Below are 17,967 nucleotides of genomic sequence, written 5' to 3'. Positions count from 1 at the left end.
TTTATTTTTTACAAATGTAAGTTAATGAAAAGAGATAAAATGTCAAAACATCAGATATATAAAACAACAAACTGATTACATTTTGCATACCCAGTTCCTGCTCGGCTACCGAAAAATGAATAAAAAAAACGGCTGTCGCTCGTTTCCAAACGAGTGACGACTATATATTCGGCTTCCAGCTGTGTTTTTTGTATTTGCTTTACACTCGCAAATCTAAGATTTGCAAAACTGATAGGTCGTAGTCTCCACTTCGCTCAAGATAACGCCCAACACTTATTTTTTTTATTTTTCTGCTGATGGAAGACTATGGGCAACGGGGGGATTCAACTATTGAAAATATCATACCATCACATTGGAACTTGATATAACCTTGTGGTTGAAAATCAAAAGTAAAATGTACAAAGTATCTACTATCTACTTTTTCGAATGAAAACTTCGTGATTTCTATATTTCCAATACTAAAATCATTGGTATATGCGAAGTTAATTTCTACGTTATTTACTCCACGGAAAAATAAATTTGTAAAAATATTACGCATATCTATTTTATCGGAATACGATTCTTGACCACACCAATAAATTTTCATTCTAATATCTACTCCCTCATTTATCCATTCTATAGATGTAATGCTACTCTCGTCCAGAATTATACTTTCTAGTTGTTCATTCTCTATAATTATTTTTTTCATGTATTAATTTCCTCTTTTAGTTGGTTTAGCTAATTCTTTAATAATATTAATTACTTCATCGTATGTAGGTACGTGGGTTTTTTTCTTATCTACTCCAGTTCTAGTTACACCTTTTTTATCTGTATGGCTAAACGTCTCATGCGTATGAGAAGTTCCATGACTTTTGTTATCTGCTTTACTAAAATGTGGTCTTTCTTCCAGTTCCTGCTCGGCTACCGAAAAATGAATAAAAAAAAACGGCTGTCGCTCGTTTCCAAACGAGTGACGACTATATATTCGGCATCCCTGCCGTGATTTTTGTATTTGCTTTAGCTATGTTAAGAATATTGGGTTATATTTAGAATAACGAAATATAGAAGGCTGGAAGCCTAAATACATATTGCTCACTCGGCAAAGCCAAGCGAGGGCAAAAGAATATCCAATAATGCTTTATCTGTTATATTTATTCTACCTACCTCTCTGTATCCTTTTTCTTCCTCACCATTACCAAATATCCAAAATTCTGTTGGTTCTTCAGAATCTTGATATAAATCTATAACAATACTATCTGATGAAACGCATAGCTTGACATCTATCTTATTTATTGGTGAAGAGTGGTGAGGCTTTATTTTTTCTATCTCTAACAACTGGTTAATGAATAGAGTTCTATTATCACCTGTAACTTTTGATTCATTTACTGTAATAATTACGTTCGGTGAAGATGCATATCGTTTTATGTCCTCTATAGCTCTGTCATTTTTAAGATTTACAGATTTCCTAGATAACGCCAACACAATAAAAAACATTGAGAAGAGTGATAGTAAAATATAAGTATGTTTATTTTTCATCTTGTATTTTTTAAACCAAAGAAACGTTAGTTTAACTTTTCACTCTTGTTGGTGTTCTAATGACGTGATACCAACAAAAAACTACTAAAATTTACTTCGTTTCATTCCTCTGTCTGTATCTATTTTGTTGCTCACTGCAACGGCAAAACTGAAACGAAAGACCAATAAAGGTGGAAACTAACGTAGATTTTAGAGTAAAATAGTATTCATTCTAAAATTTACCCTCAAAAAACCAGAATTAGTTTATGTGTATTTCACATAATTTTCCCATTTCTCTAAAACTTGTAAAATATCATCTGGAAGCTCTGTATCAAATTGCATCCATTCTTTTGTAGTTGGGTGTTCAAAACCTAATGATTTTGCATGCAGGGCTTGACGTGGCAAAATTTCAAAACAATTTTCTACAAAAGCCTTGTATTTTGAAAATACTGAACCTTGTAAAATCTTGTTTCCTCCATACATAGGGTCGCCAAAAAGAGGATGTCCGATATGCTTCATGTGCGCTCTAATCTGATGCGTACGTCCAGTTTCCAAATTACATTGCACTAAAGTAACATAACGCAAACGCTTGATAACTTTGTAGTGTGTAACGGCTCGTTTTCCTCGCTCTCCATCTGGATGAACACTCATCACACGACGGTCATTTTTTCCTCTTGCAATGTGTCCTTTTATCGTTCCCTTGTCTTCTTTAACCTCTCCCCAAACTAAAGCAATATATGTTCTTTCAATACTGTGATTAAAAAACTGTTTTCCTATAAAATCTTTAGCTTCTAAGTTTTTGGTAACTACTAAAATACCTGTCGTTTTTTTGTCTATTCTGTGAGAAAGTCCTAAAAAATTTTCTCCGTTTTGTTGCATGTGATACGCTACAGCATTGGCAAACGTTCCTGTCCAGTTGTCGGTAGCAGGATGCGAAACCATTCCAGCAGGTTTATAAACCACCATTAAATCTTTATCTTCATAGATAACATTGAGAGGAATGTTTTCTGGTTCTACCTTCTTTAAATCTCTGACTGGTTCGGGAAGATTTACGCTAATAATATCGTGTGGTAATACTTTATAGCTCGGTTTTATCTCCTTATCATTTACCTTTATGTATCCTGCCTTAATAGCTCCCTGTACACGGTTACGAGTAACTCTAGGCAAACGTTCTAACAAGTATTTATCAATTCTTAAAAGCTCTTGTTTTCCATCTACATCTATACGATAATGCTCGTACATATTTTCATCATCGTCTTCAAAGTGTTCGTCCATACTGTATTCTTTTTTAGTCTCTTAGGTTTTTATTCATTTACAATGGAATAAAGTAAAGAGCATATTTTTCAAAAATTAGAATGCAAATTTACAAAGTATCTTTTCCTAAACAATTTTTTATTCCTAATCATGGTTATCATAGTTTCGAAGAATAGTTATTTGAAGATAAAAAACCACTCATTAGCCGTTGTCGGTGTCCCACCAACGACAGAACTCAACTCACTTGTGATTATTCTCTGCTTTTAATTTGAAAAAACTGCTAAAATCTCCTTTTTTTGATTAATTTTATAAAAAATGACTAAAATCATAGATTGTTTTTCATTTTACGGCTAAATTTGTGTATAATCTATTGTTAAATAAATTTAGACCAAATAAAAACTAGATAGTTCAATCACGAAAAATGAATTAGACATAAACAACATATTTAATAAGGAAATAAGAAAACCAACTTCACTTTACAAATAACCCTCCCTTCCCTTTTATGGAAAATCAAGTTATTGAAAAAGCTATTCAGAAAAAAGCTACACAAAGTTCATCATCTCAACAAATTACTTTTAAAGAGTACAAAGAAAAACTAGAACAAAGAAAAGCTCCTCGCTTCGACAACCAAGAGCAAAGAGATTTTGTCAAGACACTCAACCAAAGAGTAAATAATTATTTTAAAGAAAAGAACATTTCAAGAAATGCCAATGCAGAAATGATTTTCAAATCTATTTTTCACTTAACAATATGGATAGGCTCGTATAGTCTTCTTATTTTTGGTGGATTTAGTGTCGGAATTAATTATCTACTTTGGGCTATTCTTGGCTTTTCGATTGCAATGGTTTGTGTCAATATCGGACACGATGCCATTCATGGCGCATATTCCAAGTACAAATGGGTAAACCAGTTGCTTTCACATACCTTCAATTTCAATGGAGCAAGTGCCTATATGTGGAAACGTATGCACAATCAAGCTCATCACACCTATACAAATATCGACGGACACGATGAAGATATTGCACCTGTTCCGATTGTAAGACTTTCAGCAGAAGCTCCTTTGTGGTCGGTTCACCGTTATCAGCACATTTACTCGTTTGGTCTTTATTGCTTGAGTACGTTCTCTTGGGTATTTATGAAAGATTATAAAAAGTTTTTCACTAATACAGTAGGAAATTATACTGGTGAAGACCATCCTAAAAGTGAGTATTTTTTCTTGTTTTTCTACAAGTTTATAAATTATGCTCTTTTCATTGCAGTTCCATTTATTATGCTTCCTCACGGCTGGGTTCATACCTTGCTAGGTTTTTTATTGATGCATGCAGTATCTGGTTTTTCACTTGCTGTAATCTTTATGTTGGCTCACGTAGTAGAAGATGCTCATTTCTTTTTGCCTAACGAAGAAGGAAATATGGAAAACTCTTGGGCAGTTCATCAGCTTTACACCACAGCCAATTTTTCAGAGAAAAGTAAACTAATGGCATTCCTCACAGGTGGTCTAAACCAACAAGTAGAGCATCATTTGTTTCCAAATATTTGTAGTATTCATTACCCAAAACTTTCTGCTATTGTAAAGCAAACAGCAGAAGAATATGGACATCCTTACTTAACAGATAATTTTCCAAATGCAGTAGCGTCTCATGTTCGCTTTTTGAAGAGAATGGGCAATGAAGAACGTCCTGTGATGCACTAGAGAATTTAAAATGATACGTTAAAAATTAGAAACTGAAAAGAGATTTGATAAATTAGAAAATCAAATCTCTTTTTTTGTACATAAAATGTAACTCACTTTTTAAAAATAGAGGAAAAACAAATTATTGAAGGTCTGCTCTGGCGAGACTGACCTAATAAACCGAGGTCAGTACCGATAAGAATACAAAAATACATTAGCTTCGCTCGCTTTTAGGTCTTAAACAACTTTTTCATTACAAAACTATCAGCAATGAACTTCATCCAAAATATTTTTTCCAAAAACCATCATCTGAACCTGTTAGAAATTGTCCAAAAGCTAGAAAATAAATCAGATACAGAACGTTTCAAGTTTATTATTGATTTTTTAGAAGAAAATGAAATTGGTTATGAAATTCAGTATTACAAAACAGGTAGTAATATCATTGTCAAAACGAATCAAGAAAGTAGAGATAAACCTTTCATTGGAATAAGTTCACATTTTGACGTGTATCCTAACTCGGCTGGTGCAAATGATAACGGTACTGCAATTGCTGTTTGTTTGGATATTCTGATACGTATCAAATACGAACAAGAAAAGAATGCTAATTTTTTGGGTGAATTACCTTTTCAAATACGGGTGTTCTTTTTCGATGAGGAAGAAAATAAGCTAAAAGGCTCAAGAGCTTATGTACAAGAGTTTGGAAGATGGGAAATTAAAAGAGGTGAAATGCTAGGACTTATCAATCTTGAAATGTTGGGACAAGGAGACAGATTAGCCCTTTGGAATTTGGAAGAAAGCGAAAAAACAGGAATCGTTTTGGAAACCTTAGAAAAGACAGCAAAAAGAAATGGTATTTTCACAAAACGTTTTGACCAAATTGTTACTAATTCTGCCGACCATGTGAGTTTTAAAAATGCAAAATTACAAGATGCTTTTACTATCACGTCGCTTTCAGATAAGGATATAGAAATTTCTAAGAATTACTATAAAGCACAAGACGAAGGGGCAAGTATCATGACACTAATGGATATTATCCAAAAAGCTCCCATTTTTGAGCATTATCACAAACCAACAGATTTGAGCAAATTTCTCAATGAGAAAAGTATGCAGAGAGTTTCAAGTTTAATTTGGCAGACTTTGATGAATATAAATCTATAGATTACTTCCTTAGAACAAGAAAATAAATTAAGGTCAGTACCTCCAAAAATTAGTCTGCTCTACTAGGCTGACCTTATTTTCAAAAAAATGTACATTTCGTATGATTAATTTATATTTTTCAAAACTTTTTGAAACTTTTGAAAGTATAAGAGAGTGTAAACAATTTTCTTTCTTATTTTTGCTTTAAAATTACTTTTAATGGTAATTTTGCAAAAACATATCTTTCAATATCAAGTTAGTAAGCCGTATTTGCGCTTTATTGCATCTCTACTTACTCATTTGAGAATTGTTCTTTTGAGCTTTCAAAAAACAATTTTACCTTAATACAAAAAAGTATGGAATTAATTTCAGGATTTTCAAAACTCTCTAAAGAAGAAAAAATTACATGGATTGCCAGCCAGCTAGGAGAGTCTTCAGACGAGTTACTCAACGAATTTGCTAGTTTTTGGCATTCAGACCCACACAAGCAAAAAGTCTTTGATGAGTTTAGTGAAAATACACTTACCAACTATTATATGCCTTTTGGTGTTGTTCCAAATGTAGTTTTAAATGGTAAAACGTATGCTGTTCCGATGACAATTGAGGAGAGTTCGGTAGTGGCAGCAGCTTCAAAGGCAGCCAAATTTTGGCAATCAAGAGGAGGATTTCATTCTGAAATTATTTCTACAAAAAAAATAGGACAAGTACACTTTCTTTGGAAAGGCGATTACAATAAAATGTATTGTGTTTTTGATGAAGCAAAAGAACAAATGCTCAAAGACACAGCCAGTATTACCAAAAATATGCGTGAGCGTGGTGGTGGCATTTTGGATATTGAGCTTTTAGATATGCGTCATTTAGATGATAACTATTATCAAATCAAAGCTACCTTTGACACTTGTGATTCGATGGGCGCAAACTTTATTAATTCTTGTTTGGAGCAGTTTGCTAAAACTCTTCAAAACTGGGTTGCCTCAAAAGATATGTTCACAGACGAAGAAAGAGATGTTACGATTGTGATGTGTATTCTTTCCAACTACACGCCAGAGTGTTTGGTCAAGACGTGGGTAGAATGTCCGATTGAAGAACTCGGAACAGTTGATGGATTAGACGCAAAAACCTTTGCTTTCAAATTTTTTAAAGCCATCGAAATTGCAAAAAATGATGTTTATCGTGCCACGACGCACAACAAAGGAATTTTTAATGGAATAGATGCCGTAGTTTTGGCAACTGGAAATGATTTTAGAGCTGTTGAAGCCTGTGGACATACGTATGCAGCACGTTCTGGGCAATATAGAAGTTTATCAGATTGTAGCATAGAAAATGGAATTTTTAAATTTTGGTTAGAAATGCCGATTGCTGTCGGAACAGTTGGAGGGCTAACTTCTCTTCACCCACTTGCCAAACGCTCATTAGAAATGCTTGATAATCCGTCGGCAACACAACTGATGCAGATTATTTCTACAATTGGACTAGCTCAAAACTTTGGTGCAATCAAATCACTTACCACCACAGGCATTCAAAAAGGACACATGAAAATGCACCTTTTGAATATCCTGCGTAACTTTGAAGCTACAGAAAAAGAAGTCAAACAAGCAGTCGAACACTTCAAAACAAATACTGTTTCTTTTAATGCTGTAAGAGAATTTTTAGAAACAGTTCGTACCCCTGCATAAAGCCAAACCCTAAGGGTCTTCGAAGACCCTTAGGGTTTAAATATTTATAAAACACACAAAAACCGTTTATAACTAACAACTTTTTTACTCTTCCAAAATCCCTCTTTATTTTATGAATCGTTTTCACGGAAATGGAAAACTGCTCCTTAGTGGGGAGTATTACGTGCTAGATGGTGCAATGGCATTGGCCGTTCCCACTCAAAAAGGGCAATTATTACAAGTTTCGTATGCTCCATCTGAACACCGTGTGTTGCATTGGAAAAGCTACGATAGCAACGGACAAATTTGGTTTGAAGCTCGTTTTGATATAGAAACTTTTGAGGCTTTAGAAGGCTATGTTTCTCAAAAATCATTGGTTTTACAAAAAATTTTACAGACTACACGTAAAATTTCTAAGAATTTTTTAGTAGGGAAAGAGTATGTTTTGGTAGAGACTTTTTTAGAATTTCCTCGTCTTTGGGGATTAGGAAGTAGTTCTACACTTATTCATAATATTGCAAAGTGGGCAGGAATCAATGCTTTTGATTTGCTTGCTAAAACAATGGGAGGTTCTGGCTACGATGTGGCGTGCGCTGAATCTGAAACACCCATTTTGTATGAACGTCAAGATGGAATACCTCGCTCTATTTCAGTAGATTTCAATCCTCCTTTTAAAGAAAATCTATATTTTGTTTATTTGGGCAAAAAACAATCTTCAGCAGAGGGAATTTCATATTACGAAAAACTAAAGAGTAAAAAAGATAAATTAGTAAAAGAACTCTCTGGAATTACGCAAAAAATTGTAAACTCTAAAACACTAGAGGAGTTTGAAGAACTAATTTCCCAACACGAAGAAATTATTGCTAAAAATATGGCAATGCAACGAGTAAAAGAACTCTATTTTTCTGATTATTGGGGAGAAATAAAATCTCTTGGTGCTTGGGGAGGTGATTTTGTTTTGGCAACTAGCCGAAAATCAAAAGAAGAAACACAAAACTATTTCCTAGAAAAAGGAATGGATACTTTTCTTACCTATGATGAGATGGTAAAAGGGTAGTTTATTTTCTTATGAAAGCTTTAGCTCCATTCTTTCGATTTTATTTGAGGGAATGGAGTTTTTTAGTATAAATAAGTTTCTGATGTGTAATCATGCTCTTCAAGTTGTTTTAACTTATTAAGTTCAGATTCTAAGTGTTTAATTTCATTCCCTCTTAAATACAATATTCTAAGGTTAGGCATTTTATACAATACTTTTGGAAAGTTTATGATACTATTACTTTCCATTTGCAAACTTTCTAGTTTTTTTAACTTGAAAAAGTTATTAGGAAGTTTAGAAATATTATTTCTAAAGAGTTTTAATTCTTTCAAGTGTTCTAATTCTACTAATTTACTTGGGAATTCCTCTAAATTACTATCTTCGATATAGAGTTTTTCTAACTTATTTAATTGAGTTAATGTATTCAGTTCTTTAACAGAAATTTTACTGTTACTTATATTTAATTCTTTTAGGTTTTTAAAAAGGAAAAGTTCATTAGGTAAAGAATCTAATTCCATATATGAAAAGTTAAGATGTGTGATTGTATCTGGTCTTTGTTTAGATTCTGCAATAAATCTCTTCATATACAATTCTTTCATTTTTTGATGCTGTGAGTAGCTTTTTTCTCTAACTTGAATTTTTTGAGAACCTCTCACTCTCATTGTATCTCTAAAATTCTCTAGTGTATCATAACAAACGAAAACCATATCTAAAGAAATATGTATACTATCTTTTATTTTTGGATTTCGTTTACCCAAAATTACTTTGCTAAAAATAGGTTCATAATCGTAAAAGTAAGTACAACTACCAACTTCTCCTTGGCTTTTTACAGTATCAGAAGCAAGAGTTAAGTCAATGTCAAAACCTGTCATAAAACCTTCACTCATATTTATAAGCAAAGTATCATTAATTAACCTACATACAGTACGGTATTCAGATATTTCATTTTTACCTTTTAATTCTCCATCACTAAAAATTACCACCAAAGGCTCACTAAAGTCATAATCAGCATCATAAATAAGCTGATGTTTTGGTTCTTTGATTTCCTTCTCCTCAACTCCATTATTTTGAAAAAATGAACCATCAAAGGCATAAAACAGACAAGCCAGCATAGAAGCCAAAGCAACAGCAAGGAAAAGTATTTTTTTCATGATATAAACTACTTTTTTTATTCTAAATTATCTACAAAATACATTTTTTAAATCTAAAGAGAAAATGTTCGTTTAAACTTATAATTTATTTTCTATACTTTTCCAAAATTCCATAATGTTGTTGGTGTTATTCACGCTCAAACACAAAAAAAAAGTGAAATTATAAAATAGTTTGGGATGTATCTCAAACTATTTTTATTTTAGCGTTCTTTCAAATCAAAGTTATATTTCCGTCCCCTAGCAGTTTTACATATTCAGAAAATCAATTATTCAAACAATGGAACAACAAATAAAAAATGCCTTTTTTGGTTTTGCTGTGGGTGATGCACTTGGCGTACCTGTAGAATTTCAAAGTAGAAGAAAAATTGCTGAAAATCCTGTTACGGATATGAGAGAGTTTGGAACGCATAATCAGCCTAAAGGAACATGGTCAGACGATAGCTCAATGGCTTTTTGTTTGGCTGAAAGCCTCGCTACGCCTCCAAATACTGAAAAGACGGAAGTTTATGATATTGGAGATATTGCGAATAACTTTGTAAGGTGGTACTACGACAAATTTTGGACACCTCACGGAAGAGTGTTTGATATTGGAATTGCTACGGTTGGTGCAATCCAACGACTGAAAAAAGGAGAAAGTCCACTCCTTTCTGGAGGAATAGGGGAACGTTCTAATGGAAATGGTTCTTTGATGCGAATCTTGCCTCTTGTTTTTTACAAAGGTTATTTTTTTGAAGAAAATATAGAAAAGCGTTTTAAATTAGTTTCAGAAGTTTCTTCGATTACGCACATGCATTTTCGCTCTGTTTTTTCGTGTTTTATCTATACAGAATTTGCCAATATTTTGCGTCATCAGATAGAAGATAACAAGCAAGATAAAGTGGTAGCTTATCAAGAGTTACAAAAACGAATAAATGATTTTGCTCTAGAGTTTGAGTTTAACACAGAAGAAGTTGCTCTTTTTGATAGAATTTTGAAACATGATATTACTACCTTTGATGAGGATTCCATTAGCTCATCAGGTTATGTGCTGCATACATTAGAGGCTAGTCTTTGGTGTTTTATGAAATATGATTCTTATTCTGAAAGCGTCTTGAAAGCTGTAAACTTAGGTAAAGATACAGACACCACAGGTTGCGTAACAGGTGGAATAGCTGGACTTTATTATGGAGCAAATGCAGAAACAGGAATCCCTCAAGAGTGGATAGATGTGATTGTTAAGAAGGAAGAGATTGAGGATTTATGCAATAGATTATATACACTGAACCAATAAAATAATGCAAATCAAAACAAACCTTCATTTAGAAGCTGCCAATGAAGTTTTTGACTTAGAAATACAGGCTCTTAAATTAGTAAAAAAACAAATTACCACTACTTTTGAAAAAGCCATAGATTTTATTTTGTCTTCAAGAGGAAAGGTAGTCGTAACAGGGGTAGGCAAGTCAGGCATTATTGCACACAAAATTTCAGCTACATTTGCCAGTACAGGTACACCTTCTGTGTTTTTAAATGCTTCGGAAGCCTTACATGGAGATTTGGGGATGGTAGCCAAAGGTGATATTGTGATTATGCTTTCTAAAAGTGGAACTACAATTGAACTTGTCAAGATGCTTCCTACCCTTCATAAAGTAGGTGCAAAAACCATAGGTATTTTTAGCAACACCCAAACTCGTTTGGCACAAAACCTAGATTTGATTTTAGATGCGACTGTTGAGCGTGAAGCCTGTCCCTTAAATCTTGCTCCTATGAGTAGTACAACGGTTTCTTTGGTTATTGGAGATGCTTTAGCTGCAGCACTCATAAAAGCAAGAAATTTTCAACCAAAAGATTTCGCAGTTTTTCATCCTGCTGGACAGCTTGGACGAAATCTTTTACTGACAGCTTCTGATGTGATGCACAGTCAAGAAAACCTACCTATCGTTTCAAGAAAAAATTCTCTCAAAGAAGTTGTTATTGTAATGACAAAATATAATTTGGGAGCAGTTTGTGTCTGTGAAAATAATAAGTTGGAAGGAATCATTACAGATGGAGATGTAAGACGTTTTCTTACTCATTCTGATACGCTCACAGCCAAAGCAGAGCAGATAATGACATCAAACCCTATTTCTTTACAAGCTCAAATGCGCCTTTCAGAAGTTTTGAGTATAATGGAAAACAAAAACAGACAGATTTATGTCGCTCCTGTGATAGATAGCCAAAATAACTGTTTAGGACTTGTCAGAATGCATGATATTTTGAGCTATTAACCATTATTTCTAGTGTGTTCTTCTAAAGCCGTAATTAGTTCTGATTTATTCATTGTAGAACGTCCTTCTAAATCAATTTCTTGCGCTATTTCATAGAGTTCCTTTTTTGTCTTTAGCTTATAATTCAAAATTTTAGCTTCCTGTTTGGGCGTAATTTTTTTGTCTTCTATTGGGGCTTTTTTCTGTTGTTTTTCTTCCTTTGCAGTTTCCAAACGAGCATCTACTGTTCTGGTTCGAACTGGTTTTATTTTTTCTTTCGAAAAAGGTAACTTTTCTTCTAAAGTAGCTCCTACTTTTTTTACAGCTACCCAAGAGCCATAAAATGCAATTTCAAGTAAACTTTTGATTATCATGCTGTTTTAAATTTTTAAAGTTGTTTAAGACCTTCTTTTGTTTGAATATAAAGGAAAACTTAGAAGTAAGTTAAAGGTTTTATTATAATCCTACAAATAAAAAAGACTTCTACAACAAATCGTCGTAGAAGTCTCAAAATTTAGAGTACTGAACATCAATATATATTTGCTATTCTGTGAGTCACAGAACAGGAGAAAAATACCTGTTGTAGCATAGCGACACCAACAACTTTTTATCTCGTGTTCAGTACTCTACTAAAAATTATTTTCTTATTTTTTAATAAACATGTTGTCCTCCATTAATAGCAAAGTTTGCTCCTGTTACAAACCCAGCCTTGTCTGAAGCAAGATAGGCAATAATTTCTGCGATTTCTTCTGGAGTTCCTAATCTTCCCATTGGAATATCAGCAATAATTTGGTTACGAATATCTTCTGGAACTGCCATTACCATATCAGTAGCGATATAACCAGGAGAAACAGTATTGATAGTAACACCTTTACGAGCTGTTTCCATTGCCAAACTTTTTGTAAAACCGTGCATACCTGCTTTAGCTGCACTATAATTTACTTGTCCGAACTGTCCACGCTGACCATTTACAGACGAAACATTGATAATTCTTCCAAATTTGTTTTCCAACATTGGATTGATGGCGTGGCGACAGCAGTTGAAAACACTTGTCAAATCGGCATTGATAACCGAGTTCCACTGTTCAAAAGACATTTTTCTAAAAGAACCATCACGAGTAATACCAGCATTATTTACTAAAATATCAACTTCTCCGACTCTTTCTTTAATTTCTTTAAACATTTTTTCTACTTCATCGAAGTTAGAGACATCAGCCATTACTAAAGGTAAATCGTATCCATCATTTTTGAGATTCGTATTCCACTCTTCTGCTTTCTCTTTATTACGATAGTGTGCCACGACTGTGTAGCCTTCATCATGCAACTTTTTACAAATAGCAGTTCCAATTCCACCTGTTGAACCTGTTACGAGAGCTACTTTTTTATTGTTTTTGTCCATTGTTAAGATTTGTTTGTGTGTTTATTCTGATTTTTATTGATGTGTTTTTTATTAAACTTAGAGCAAAGCTACTACTTTTTCTGTTAATAAATGATTAAATCCCTAACTTTTCATACAAACTTAAACAACAGGAGAATAAAAAGTATTATCATATTCTAAAAAATTAAACTATATAAAGTTTTATCAAATCACTTTTTATCAAAAAAACTAATATAGAATTAGAAAATACAGATACTAAAAATAAAAGTTGGCGTTGTAAAACCATTAATATTGAAATATTTTTTTAGGCAAAAAAAGCTAAATAGATACTCTTTTTCTCCAATCAGTGGCATTTTAAAGCAGTTAAGATTAAAAAAGTAAAAAATAATATTTGTATTTTACAAAAATAGATTGCTATATTTGAAGTGTAGAACACATCTAAAATATAAGGTCTAGTCAAATTAAAGTCTTAAAAAAAGACTAAAAAAAATGATTTATGCCATCTCTAAACATAAAATTATTTTGAGATATATTTAATTAGTTCTACAAACAATATTTTACAACCAAAACGTTAAATAATCCCTTTCTTTTTTTATAAAACACAAAAACCAATGAAAAAATTTATTTTTTCAATCACTTTATTCTTGTCCTTTGTACCCTTAATTTTTATAGGTACAGCTATAGCACAAAATAAAACTACTACAACGTCAAGTTCAGAAAAAATTACTTTCAAGAACGAAGGAAGAACACAGAGCCATTTTTCTTTATCTGAAGCAAGTAGTCTAACAGAAAATCAGAACTTAACCTTTGATAGCCATCGTAATATTACGCTAAAGGACATACAACAAGGGGGAAGTTTTACTACAAAAGCTATCAGAATTAACCTTAAAAATCCTACTCCTTTTATTTCTGCCTACACAACTTGGAAAGGAGAAAATTTGCACGACGAATTTCTAACCATTGCACAAAGAACTTCTATTGATGGCATCACATGGAACATTTGGGAACAAACAGCCTTCGACGGACACGTAAATGTGGAAAATCTTAAGGAAGCCAAACGTCTTACTTCGGTGGCTAGTTTTTTACCTAAAGAAACTCGTTTTGTTCAGTACAAAATATCTTGGAAGGCAGGAAGCGAACAAATGCCTAGCATAAAAGATGTTGAGGTGTCGTTTTATAGCCCAGGCGAAACGCCAAAAGCTACACTCAAAAAGGCAAAAGACGATATGACACACTACATGCAAAGTGGTGGGTGTTCGCAGCCTCCAGTAGTCTCTCGTAGCAATTGGGGAGCTCGTGCGCCACGTAGTAGCTATTCGTACACAGACGTTACACACTTGGTAGTACATCACGCTTACGGATACGATTGGAATGACGGCGCAGCAGCTGTAAGAGCCGTTCAAGATTTACATCAAAATTCTAATGGCTGGTCAGATATTGGTTATAATTACTTGATTCATAAGTCAGGGGTTATCTATCAAGGGCGACCAGAAAACGTAATTGGAGCACATTTTTGTGGTTATAATTCTCGTACACAAGGCATCTGTATGTTGGGAACATTTACAAGTCAAAATCCAACCAACGCAGCCATGACGAGTTTGAAAAAACTACTGGCGTGGAAAGCAAGTAAAGAAGGTATCAATCCTTTAGGCTCATCTTATCATTACTCTACTGGTGGAAATGTAAAAAATATTGCTGGACACCGTGATGGTGGTGGCTGTACGTCTTGCCCAGGTAATTCGCTGTATGCACTTTTGCCTAGCGTAAGAGCCGATGTAAACTCTATGATTCAGAACGATTGTGGTGGCACACCTCCTCCACCTCCACCAACAGGCGACACAACTCCTCCAACAACGAGTATTTCTGCACCAACTTCTGTAACAGATAATTTTACAGTTACTTTCACAGACGATGATAATGTAGGCGTAGTTCGTCGTTTTTATCAAGTTTTGGAATCTGTAAATGCTGAGTGGAGAGGAAATAAAGGAAAAGGTTTTTTCAATGATAACTTTGGAAATGTGTCTATCCATTCAGACTATACAAAAGGTTTGGATGACTGGGAAGGAACTTGGTGGGAAACTTCAGAAGGACGTTTAAGACAGTCTAACCTTAACTCAAACACAGCTCTATCCACAGAACTTTCACAAACACAAGGCAATGCTTATCTCTATAATTTTGCAGCAAAAGTAAACAATACTTCTGGCGCACGTCGTTTTGGAATGCACATTATGGCAAATTCACAAACACAAAGTCAGCGTGGAGATTCGTATTTAATTTGGTTCTCTACCGATGCAGGAAAGGTTTATATTTATGAAACAATAAATAATACGCTTTACACTCGTGCAAGCGCAACACTTTCTACTGATAATTCTTGGGCAGATTACAAAATTGCATACAGTACAAACTCTGGAAAAATAGAAGTATTCAAAAATGGACAGCCTGTATTGGATTGGACAGATTCCAGTCCACTTACTTCTGGAAGTTATATTTCTCTTCGCACCAATGGAGCGTCTGTAGATTTTGATGACTTGAAGGTTTATAAATCTCGTGGAACAAGTCAAACTGTTTTTGTAGGAACAACAGATTGGAACGACGTGCGAGTAACAGGAAGTCCAGCTGCAAAAATCAAATCTCTTGTCAAAGATGCAGCTCACAACTGGTCGGCTTTGGGAGATGCAGAAGTAAACATTACAAGTATTTCTACAAAAGTTGCTACTACGCTTGATGAAGAAGAGGCAATTAGCTCACTATCACTCTACCCAAATCCGATGGCAGATAACCACTTGAATGTAGTGTACTCGCTAAAGGAAGCCTCTGATGTTGATATTCGCTTGTATAATGTTTTGGGAGAAGAAATTTCTATCCTTTATAAAGGTAACAAGCAAGCAGGAAATCAAAACCAAGAGTTTGAACTTTCTAACCTTCGTCTAAAAGCAGGAACATATATCATCAGAATTTCTACTAATGAAGAAATGAAAACACTTCGACTGGTAAAGATTTAAAATATTATATATACAACAGTCTTTAGAATGTTTAAACTACAACCCTTCAAGCTATGAAAATCAGTTTGGAGGGTTTTTCTTATCTACCTTTTCATTATAATTCTGTATTTTTGCATAAAATTATACAATAAAAACATAAAAAAAGAACCAGCTTTTGTATGGCAGCTAGTAACACAGCATTAGACGAAAAAGGAAAACACGAAGAACTTCACCAAAGAGAAGCAGATTTTCACGACGATTGGGCAACCTCAGAAGACCTTGCAGAAATAGATGTAGTCGCTCTTTTTGAAGGACTTTGTGCCATCGAAAATCGTTATATGGTTGAGCAGATGGGCGACCTTAGAGGAAAGAAAATTCTTGACGTAGGCGCAGGACTAGGAGAGAGTTCAGTTTATTTTGCAATGCAAGGGGCAGAAGTTACCTATACAGATATTTCCCCACAGATGGGAGAACTAGCAAAAGAACTAGCTGCAAGATATAATGTAAAGATAAATGTAGTGATTTCTCCTGCCGAGAAGATGGTTTTTGAGAAAGATTATTTTGATATTGTCTATTGTGCCAACCTAATGCACCACGTCCCAGAATCTGAACATACACTTTGGTTAGAAAATATCCATCAATTTTTGAGAAAAGGTGGAAAACTCTACACGTGGGATCCTATCAAATACAATCCTGTGATTAATGTGTATAGAAAAATGGCAATGGAAGTCCGAACTATCGATGAAATGCCTTTGGGCTTTGATATTCTGAAAAAATATAAAGCTACTTTCTCAAATGTGCATCACAAAGAGTTTTGGCTCTCTACACTTGTTTTGTTCTTGTATTATTATTTTATCAAGAGATACAACCCTAATAAAGTTCGTTACTGGAAGCGCATCTATAAAGAAAATGAAAAAACAATTGGCTGGTGGTTCAAACCTCTTTCAGCACTAGATAATTTTCTTCTGAAAATTCCTCTAATCAATCGTTTGGCGTGGAATATTGTGATTGTGGCTGAGAAGTAAGCTAGATTAAAATTACATATATCGGTCTGCTCCACGAGACTGACCTAACTTAATTAAGGTCAGTACTGATATAAAAAACACACTATAACGTATTGATAATCAATAAATATAATCCTAAGTTCACTTTAATTTAAAAAGCAGTTACAAAAATCAAGTAACTGCTTTTTTATTTGAACTAGATAACGTTGATTGTTTCGCATTTTATTTCCCTAAATTTGCACTTTATTTCATTTCACATTATCAAATTTATATATGAAAATAAAGCAAATTATTACTTCTGCTTTTTTGCTACTTTGTCTTTGTTCTACTGCCTTCGGACAAATCACTAAAAACCCTTATGCGACCATTGAAATGGGAGAAGAATATTCTATTTCCCGTAGTGGTGGAATTGGTTCGATTGTAGGCTATGACAAAACAGGCTTTTATCTATACAAATACGAAACAAAAAGTTTTTTTAGAAGAGAAAACTATCTTGAGCGTTACGACAATGACTTAAAACGTACCAATTCTGAAAAGTTAGAACTTCCAAAAAATTGTTCTTTGGTAAGAATCACACAGTTGGGAGAAGAACTCTATATTTTCACAGAATTTTTAGATAAAACAGCAAAAGAAAAAACGCTTTTTGTCCAGCAAATAGACAAAAGTACATTAAAGCTAAAAGGCACTGCCAAGCAAATTGCACAAATTTCTTTCGAAGGCAAAAGTAGGTTTAATAGTGGTTCTTTTGGTTTTTCAGTGGCTAGAGATACCTCAAAAGTATTGATTTATTATGACCTTCCCTATGAAAAAAATGCCAATGAGAAGTTTGGATTTCATGTGCACTCAATACGGTGGATGCTAGTGGAAAACAAGAACGTACAAGTCTTATCAATACGCCAAAGCGAGAGGAAATTGTACGACCTAAAGTTTCGGCACAGGTTTCAAAAAATGAAATGATTTTGTTTGCCAAGCGCAAGAAAAAAT

Annotated in this window: 15 protein-coding genes; 9 read left to right on the top strand and 6 right to left on the bottom strand. The window is 33.8% G+C overall.

Features of this window, described 5'->3' with window-relative positions; all coding sequences use genetic code 11:
- Positions 1–304: 304 nt before the first annotated feature.
- From QZ659_RS01530 to QZ659_RS01520, 3 genes are all read right to left on the bottom strand, one after another.
- On the bottom strand, positions 305–688 hold the full coding sequence (locus QZ659_RS01530; protein ID WP_291720835.1) for a hypothetical protein: 384 nt from the start codon (positions 686–688) through the stop codon (positions 305–307).
- Positions 689–1,071: 383 nt separating this feature from the next.
- On the bottom strand, positions 1,072–1,515 hold the full coding sequence (locus QZ659_RS01525; RefSeq protein WP_291720832.1) for a hypothetical protein: 444 nt from the start codon (positions 1,513–1,515) through the stop codon (positions 1,072–1,074).
- 243 nt (positions 1,516–1,758) lie between these two features.
- Positions 1,759–2,769 (bottom strand): RluA family pseudouridine synthase, encoded by a 1,011-nt coding sequence (locus QZ659_RS01520; RefSeq protein ID WP_291720829.1) that lies wholly within the window; start codon positions 2,767–2,769, stop codon positions 1,759–1,761.
- Between the two features lie 481 nt (positions 2,770–3,250).
- Here QZ659_RS01520 and QZ659_RS01515 point away from each other — a divergent pair, with 481 nt between their 5' ends.
- The 4 genes from QZ659_RS01515 to QZ659_RS01500 all read left to right on the top strand — a co-directional run bounded on the left by QZ659_RS01515 (position 3,251) and on the right by QZ659_RS01500 (position 8,269).
- Positions 3,251–4,441, top strand: a complete 1,191-nt coding sequence (locus tag QZ659_RS01515) for a fatty acid desaturase family protein (protein ID WP_291720826.1) — start codon at positions 3,251–3,253, stop codon at positions 4,439–4,441.
- A gap of 249 nt (positions 4,442–4,690) precedes the next feature.
- Positions 4,691–5,578, top strand: a complete 888-nt coding sequence (locus QZ659_RS01510; protein ID WP_291720823.1) for a M28 family peptidase — start codon at positions 4,691–4,693, stop codon at positions 5,576–5,578.
- 335 nt (positions 5,579–5,913) lie between these two features.
- The gene (locus QZ659_RS01505; RefSeq protein ID WP_291720820.1) at positions 5,914–7,233 is read left to right on the top strand and encodes a hydroxymethylglutaryl-CoA reductase; all 1,320 of its coding nucleotides are present in this window, start codon (positions 5,914–5,916) and stop codon (positions 7,231–7,233) included.
- A gap of 112 nt (positions 7,234–7,345) precedes the next feature.
- A complete protein-coding gene (locus tag QZ659_RS01500; RefSeq protein WP_291720818.1) occupies positions 7,346–8,269 on the top strand; it encodes a GYDIA family GHMP kinase in 924 nt (307 codons plus the stop codon).
- A gap of 62 nt (positions 8,270–8,331) precedes the next feature.
- Here QZ659_RS01500 and QZ659_RS01495 read toward each other — a convergent pair whose 3' ends face one another.
- On the bottom strand, positions 8,332–9,399 hold the full coding sequence (locus QZ659_RS01495; protein WP_291720816.1) for a leucine-rich repeat domain-containing protein: 1,068 nt from the start codon (positions 9,397–9,399) through the stop codon (positions 8,332–8,334).
- Between the two features lie 277 nt (positions 9,400–9,676).
- Between QZ659_RS01495 and QZ659_RS01490 the strand changes: the two genes are divergently transcribed.
- Both QZ659_RS01490 and QZ659_RS01485 read left to right on the top strand, forming a co-directional pair.
- On the top strand, positions 9,677–10,669 hold the full coding sequence (locus QZ659_RS01490; RefSeq protein ID WP_291720813.1) for an ADP-ribosylglycohydrolase family protein: 993 nt from the start codon (positions 9,677–9,679) through the stop codon (positions 10,667–10,669).
- Positions 10,670–10,673: 4 nt separating this feature from the next.
- On the top strand, positions 10,674–11,642 hold the full coding sequence (locus tag QZ659_RS01485) for a KpsF/GutQ family sugar-phosphate isomerase (protein ID WP_291720810.1): 969 nt from the start codon (positions 10,674–10,676) through the stop codon (positions 11,640–11,642).
- Here QZ659_RS01485 and QZ659_RS01480 read toward each other — a convergent pair.
- Positions 11,639–11,995: a Rho termination factor N-terminal domain-containing protein gene (locus tag QZ659_RS01480; protein WP_291720808.1), complete on the bottom strand. Its 357-nt coding sequence runs from the start codon at positions 11,993–11,995 to the stop codon at positions 11,639–11,641. The genes QZ659_RS01485 and QZ659_RS01480 overlap by 4 nt on opposite strands.
- Positions 11,996–12,272: 277 nt before the next feature.
- Complete coding sequence (gene phbB, locus QZ659_RS01475; protein ID WP_291720807.1) at positions 12,273–13,019, bottom strand: acetoacetyl-CoA reductase; 747 nt, start codon at positions 13,017–13,019, stop codon at positions 12,273–12,275.
- A gap of 590 nt (positions 13,020–13,609) precedes the next feature.
- On the opposite strand from phbB, the gene QZ659_RS01470 reads away from it, so the two are divergent.
- The 3 genes from QZ659_RS01470 (at position 13,610) to QZ659_RS01460 (ending at position 17,940) form a co-directional block, all read left to right on the top strand.
- The gene (locus QZ659_RS01470) at positions 13,610–16,000 is read left to right on the top strand and encodes an N-acetylmuramoyl-L-alanine amidase (protein ID WP_291720806.1); all 2,391 of its coding nucleotides are present in this window, start codon (positions 13,610–13,612) and stop codon (positions 15,998–16,000) included.
- Positions 16,001–16,158: 158 nt separating this feature from the next.
- Complete coding sequence (locus tag QZ659_RS01465) at positions 16,159–17,004, top strand: class I SAM-dependent methyltransferase (protein ID WP_291720804.1); 846 nt, start codon at positions 16,159–16,161, stop codon at positions 17,002–17,004.
- A 252-nt stretch (positions 17,005–17,256) separates the two neighbouring features.
- Complete coding sequence (locus QZ659_RS01460; protein ID WP_291720803.1) at positions 17,257–17,940, top strand: hypothetical protein; 684 nt, start codon at positions 17,257–17,259, stop codon at positions 17,938–17,940.
- Positions 17,941–17,967: the final 27 nt, after the last annotated feature.

This window comes from Bernardetia sp. (assembly GCF_020630935.1).
Classification (GTDB): domain Bacteria; phylum Bacteroidota; class Bacteroidia; order Cytophagales; family Bernardetiaceae; genus Bernardetia.
This window is presented reverse-complemented; position numbering and strand designations above follow the sequence as displayed.

Excerpts from the sequence above, each read along its gene's own strand:
- QZ659_RS01530 (WP_291720835.1), bottom strand. The coding sequence starts at position 688 with ATGAAAAAAATAATTATAGAGAATGAACAACTAGAAAGTATAATTCTG.
- QZ659_RS01525 (WP_291720832.1), bottom strand. The coding sequence starts at position 1,515 with ATGAAAAATAAACATACTTATATTTTACTATCACTCTTCTCAATGTTT.
- QZ659_RS01520 (WP_291720829.1), bottom strand. The coding sequence starts at position 2,769 with ATGGACGAACACTTTGAAGACGATGATGAAAATATGTACGAGCATTAT.
- QZ659_RS01515 (WP_291720826.1), top strand. The coding sequence starts at position 3,251 with ATGGAAAATCAAGTTATTGAAAAAGCTATTCAGAAAAAAGCTACACAA.
- QZ659_RS01510 (WP_291720823.1), top strand. The coding sequence starts at position 4,691 with ATGAACTTCATCCAAAATATTTTTTCCAAAAACCATCATCTGAACCTG.
- QZ659_RS01505 (WP_291720820.1), top strand. The coding sequence starts at position 5,914 with ATGGAATTAATTTCAGGATTTTCAAAACTCTCTAAAGAAGAAAAAATT.
- QZ659_RS01500 (WP_291720818.1), top strand. The coding sequence starts at position 7,346 with ATGAATCGTTTTCACGGAAATGGAAAACTGCTCCTTAGTGGGGAGTAT.
- QZ659_RS01495 (WP_291720816.1), bottom strand. The coding sequence starts at position 9,399 with ATGAAAAAAATACTTTTCCTTGCTGTTGCTTTGGCTTCTATGCTGGCT.
- QZ659_RS01490 (WP_291720813.1), top strand. The coding sequence starts at position 9,677 with ATGGAACAACAAATAAAAAATGCCTTTTTTGGTTTTGCTGTGGGTGAT.
- QZ659_RS01485 (WP_291720810.1), top strand. The coding sequence starts at position 10,674 with ATGCAAATCAAAACAAACCTTCATTTAGAAGCTGCCAATGAAGTTTTT.
- QZ659_RS01480 (WP_291720808.1), bottom strand. The coding sequence starts at position 11,995 with ATGATAATCAAAAGTTTACTTGAAATTGCATTTTATGGCTCTTGGGTA.
- phbB (WP_291720807.1), bottom strand. The coding sequence starts at position 13,019 with ATGGACAAAAACAATAAAAAAGTAGCTCTCGTAACAGGTTCAACAGGT.
- QZ659_RS01470 (WP_291720806.1), top strand. The coding sequence starts at position 13,610 with ATGAAAAAATTTATTTTTTCAATCACTTTATTCTTGTCCTTTGTACCC.
- QZ659_RS01465 (WP_291720804.1), top strand. The coding sequence starts at position 16,159 with ATGGCAGCTAGTAACACAGCATTAGACGAAAAAGGAAAACACGAAGAA.
- QZ659_RS01460 (WP_291720803.1), top strand. The coding sequence starts at position 17,257 with ATGAAAATAAAGCAAATTATTACTTCTGCTTTTTTGCTACTTTGTCTT.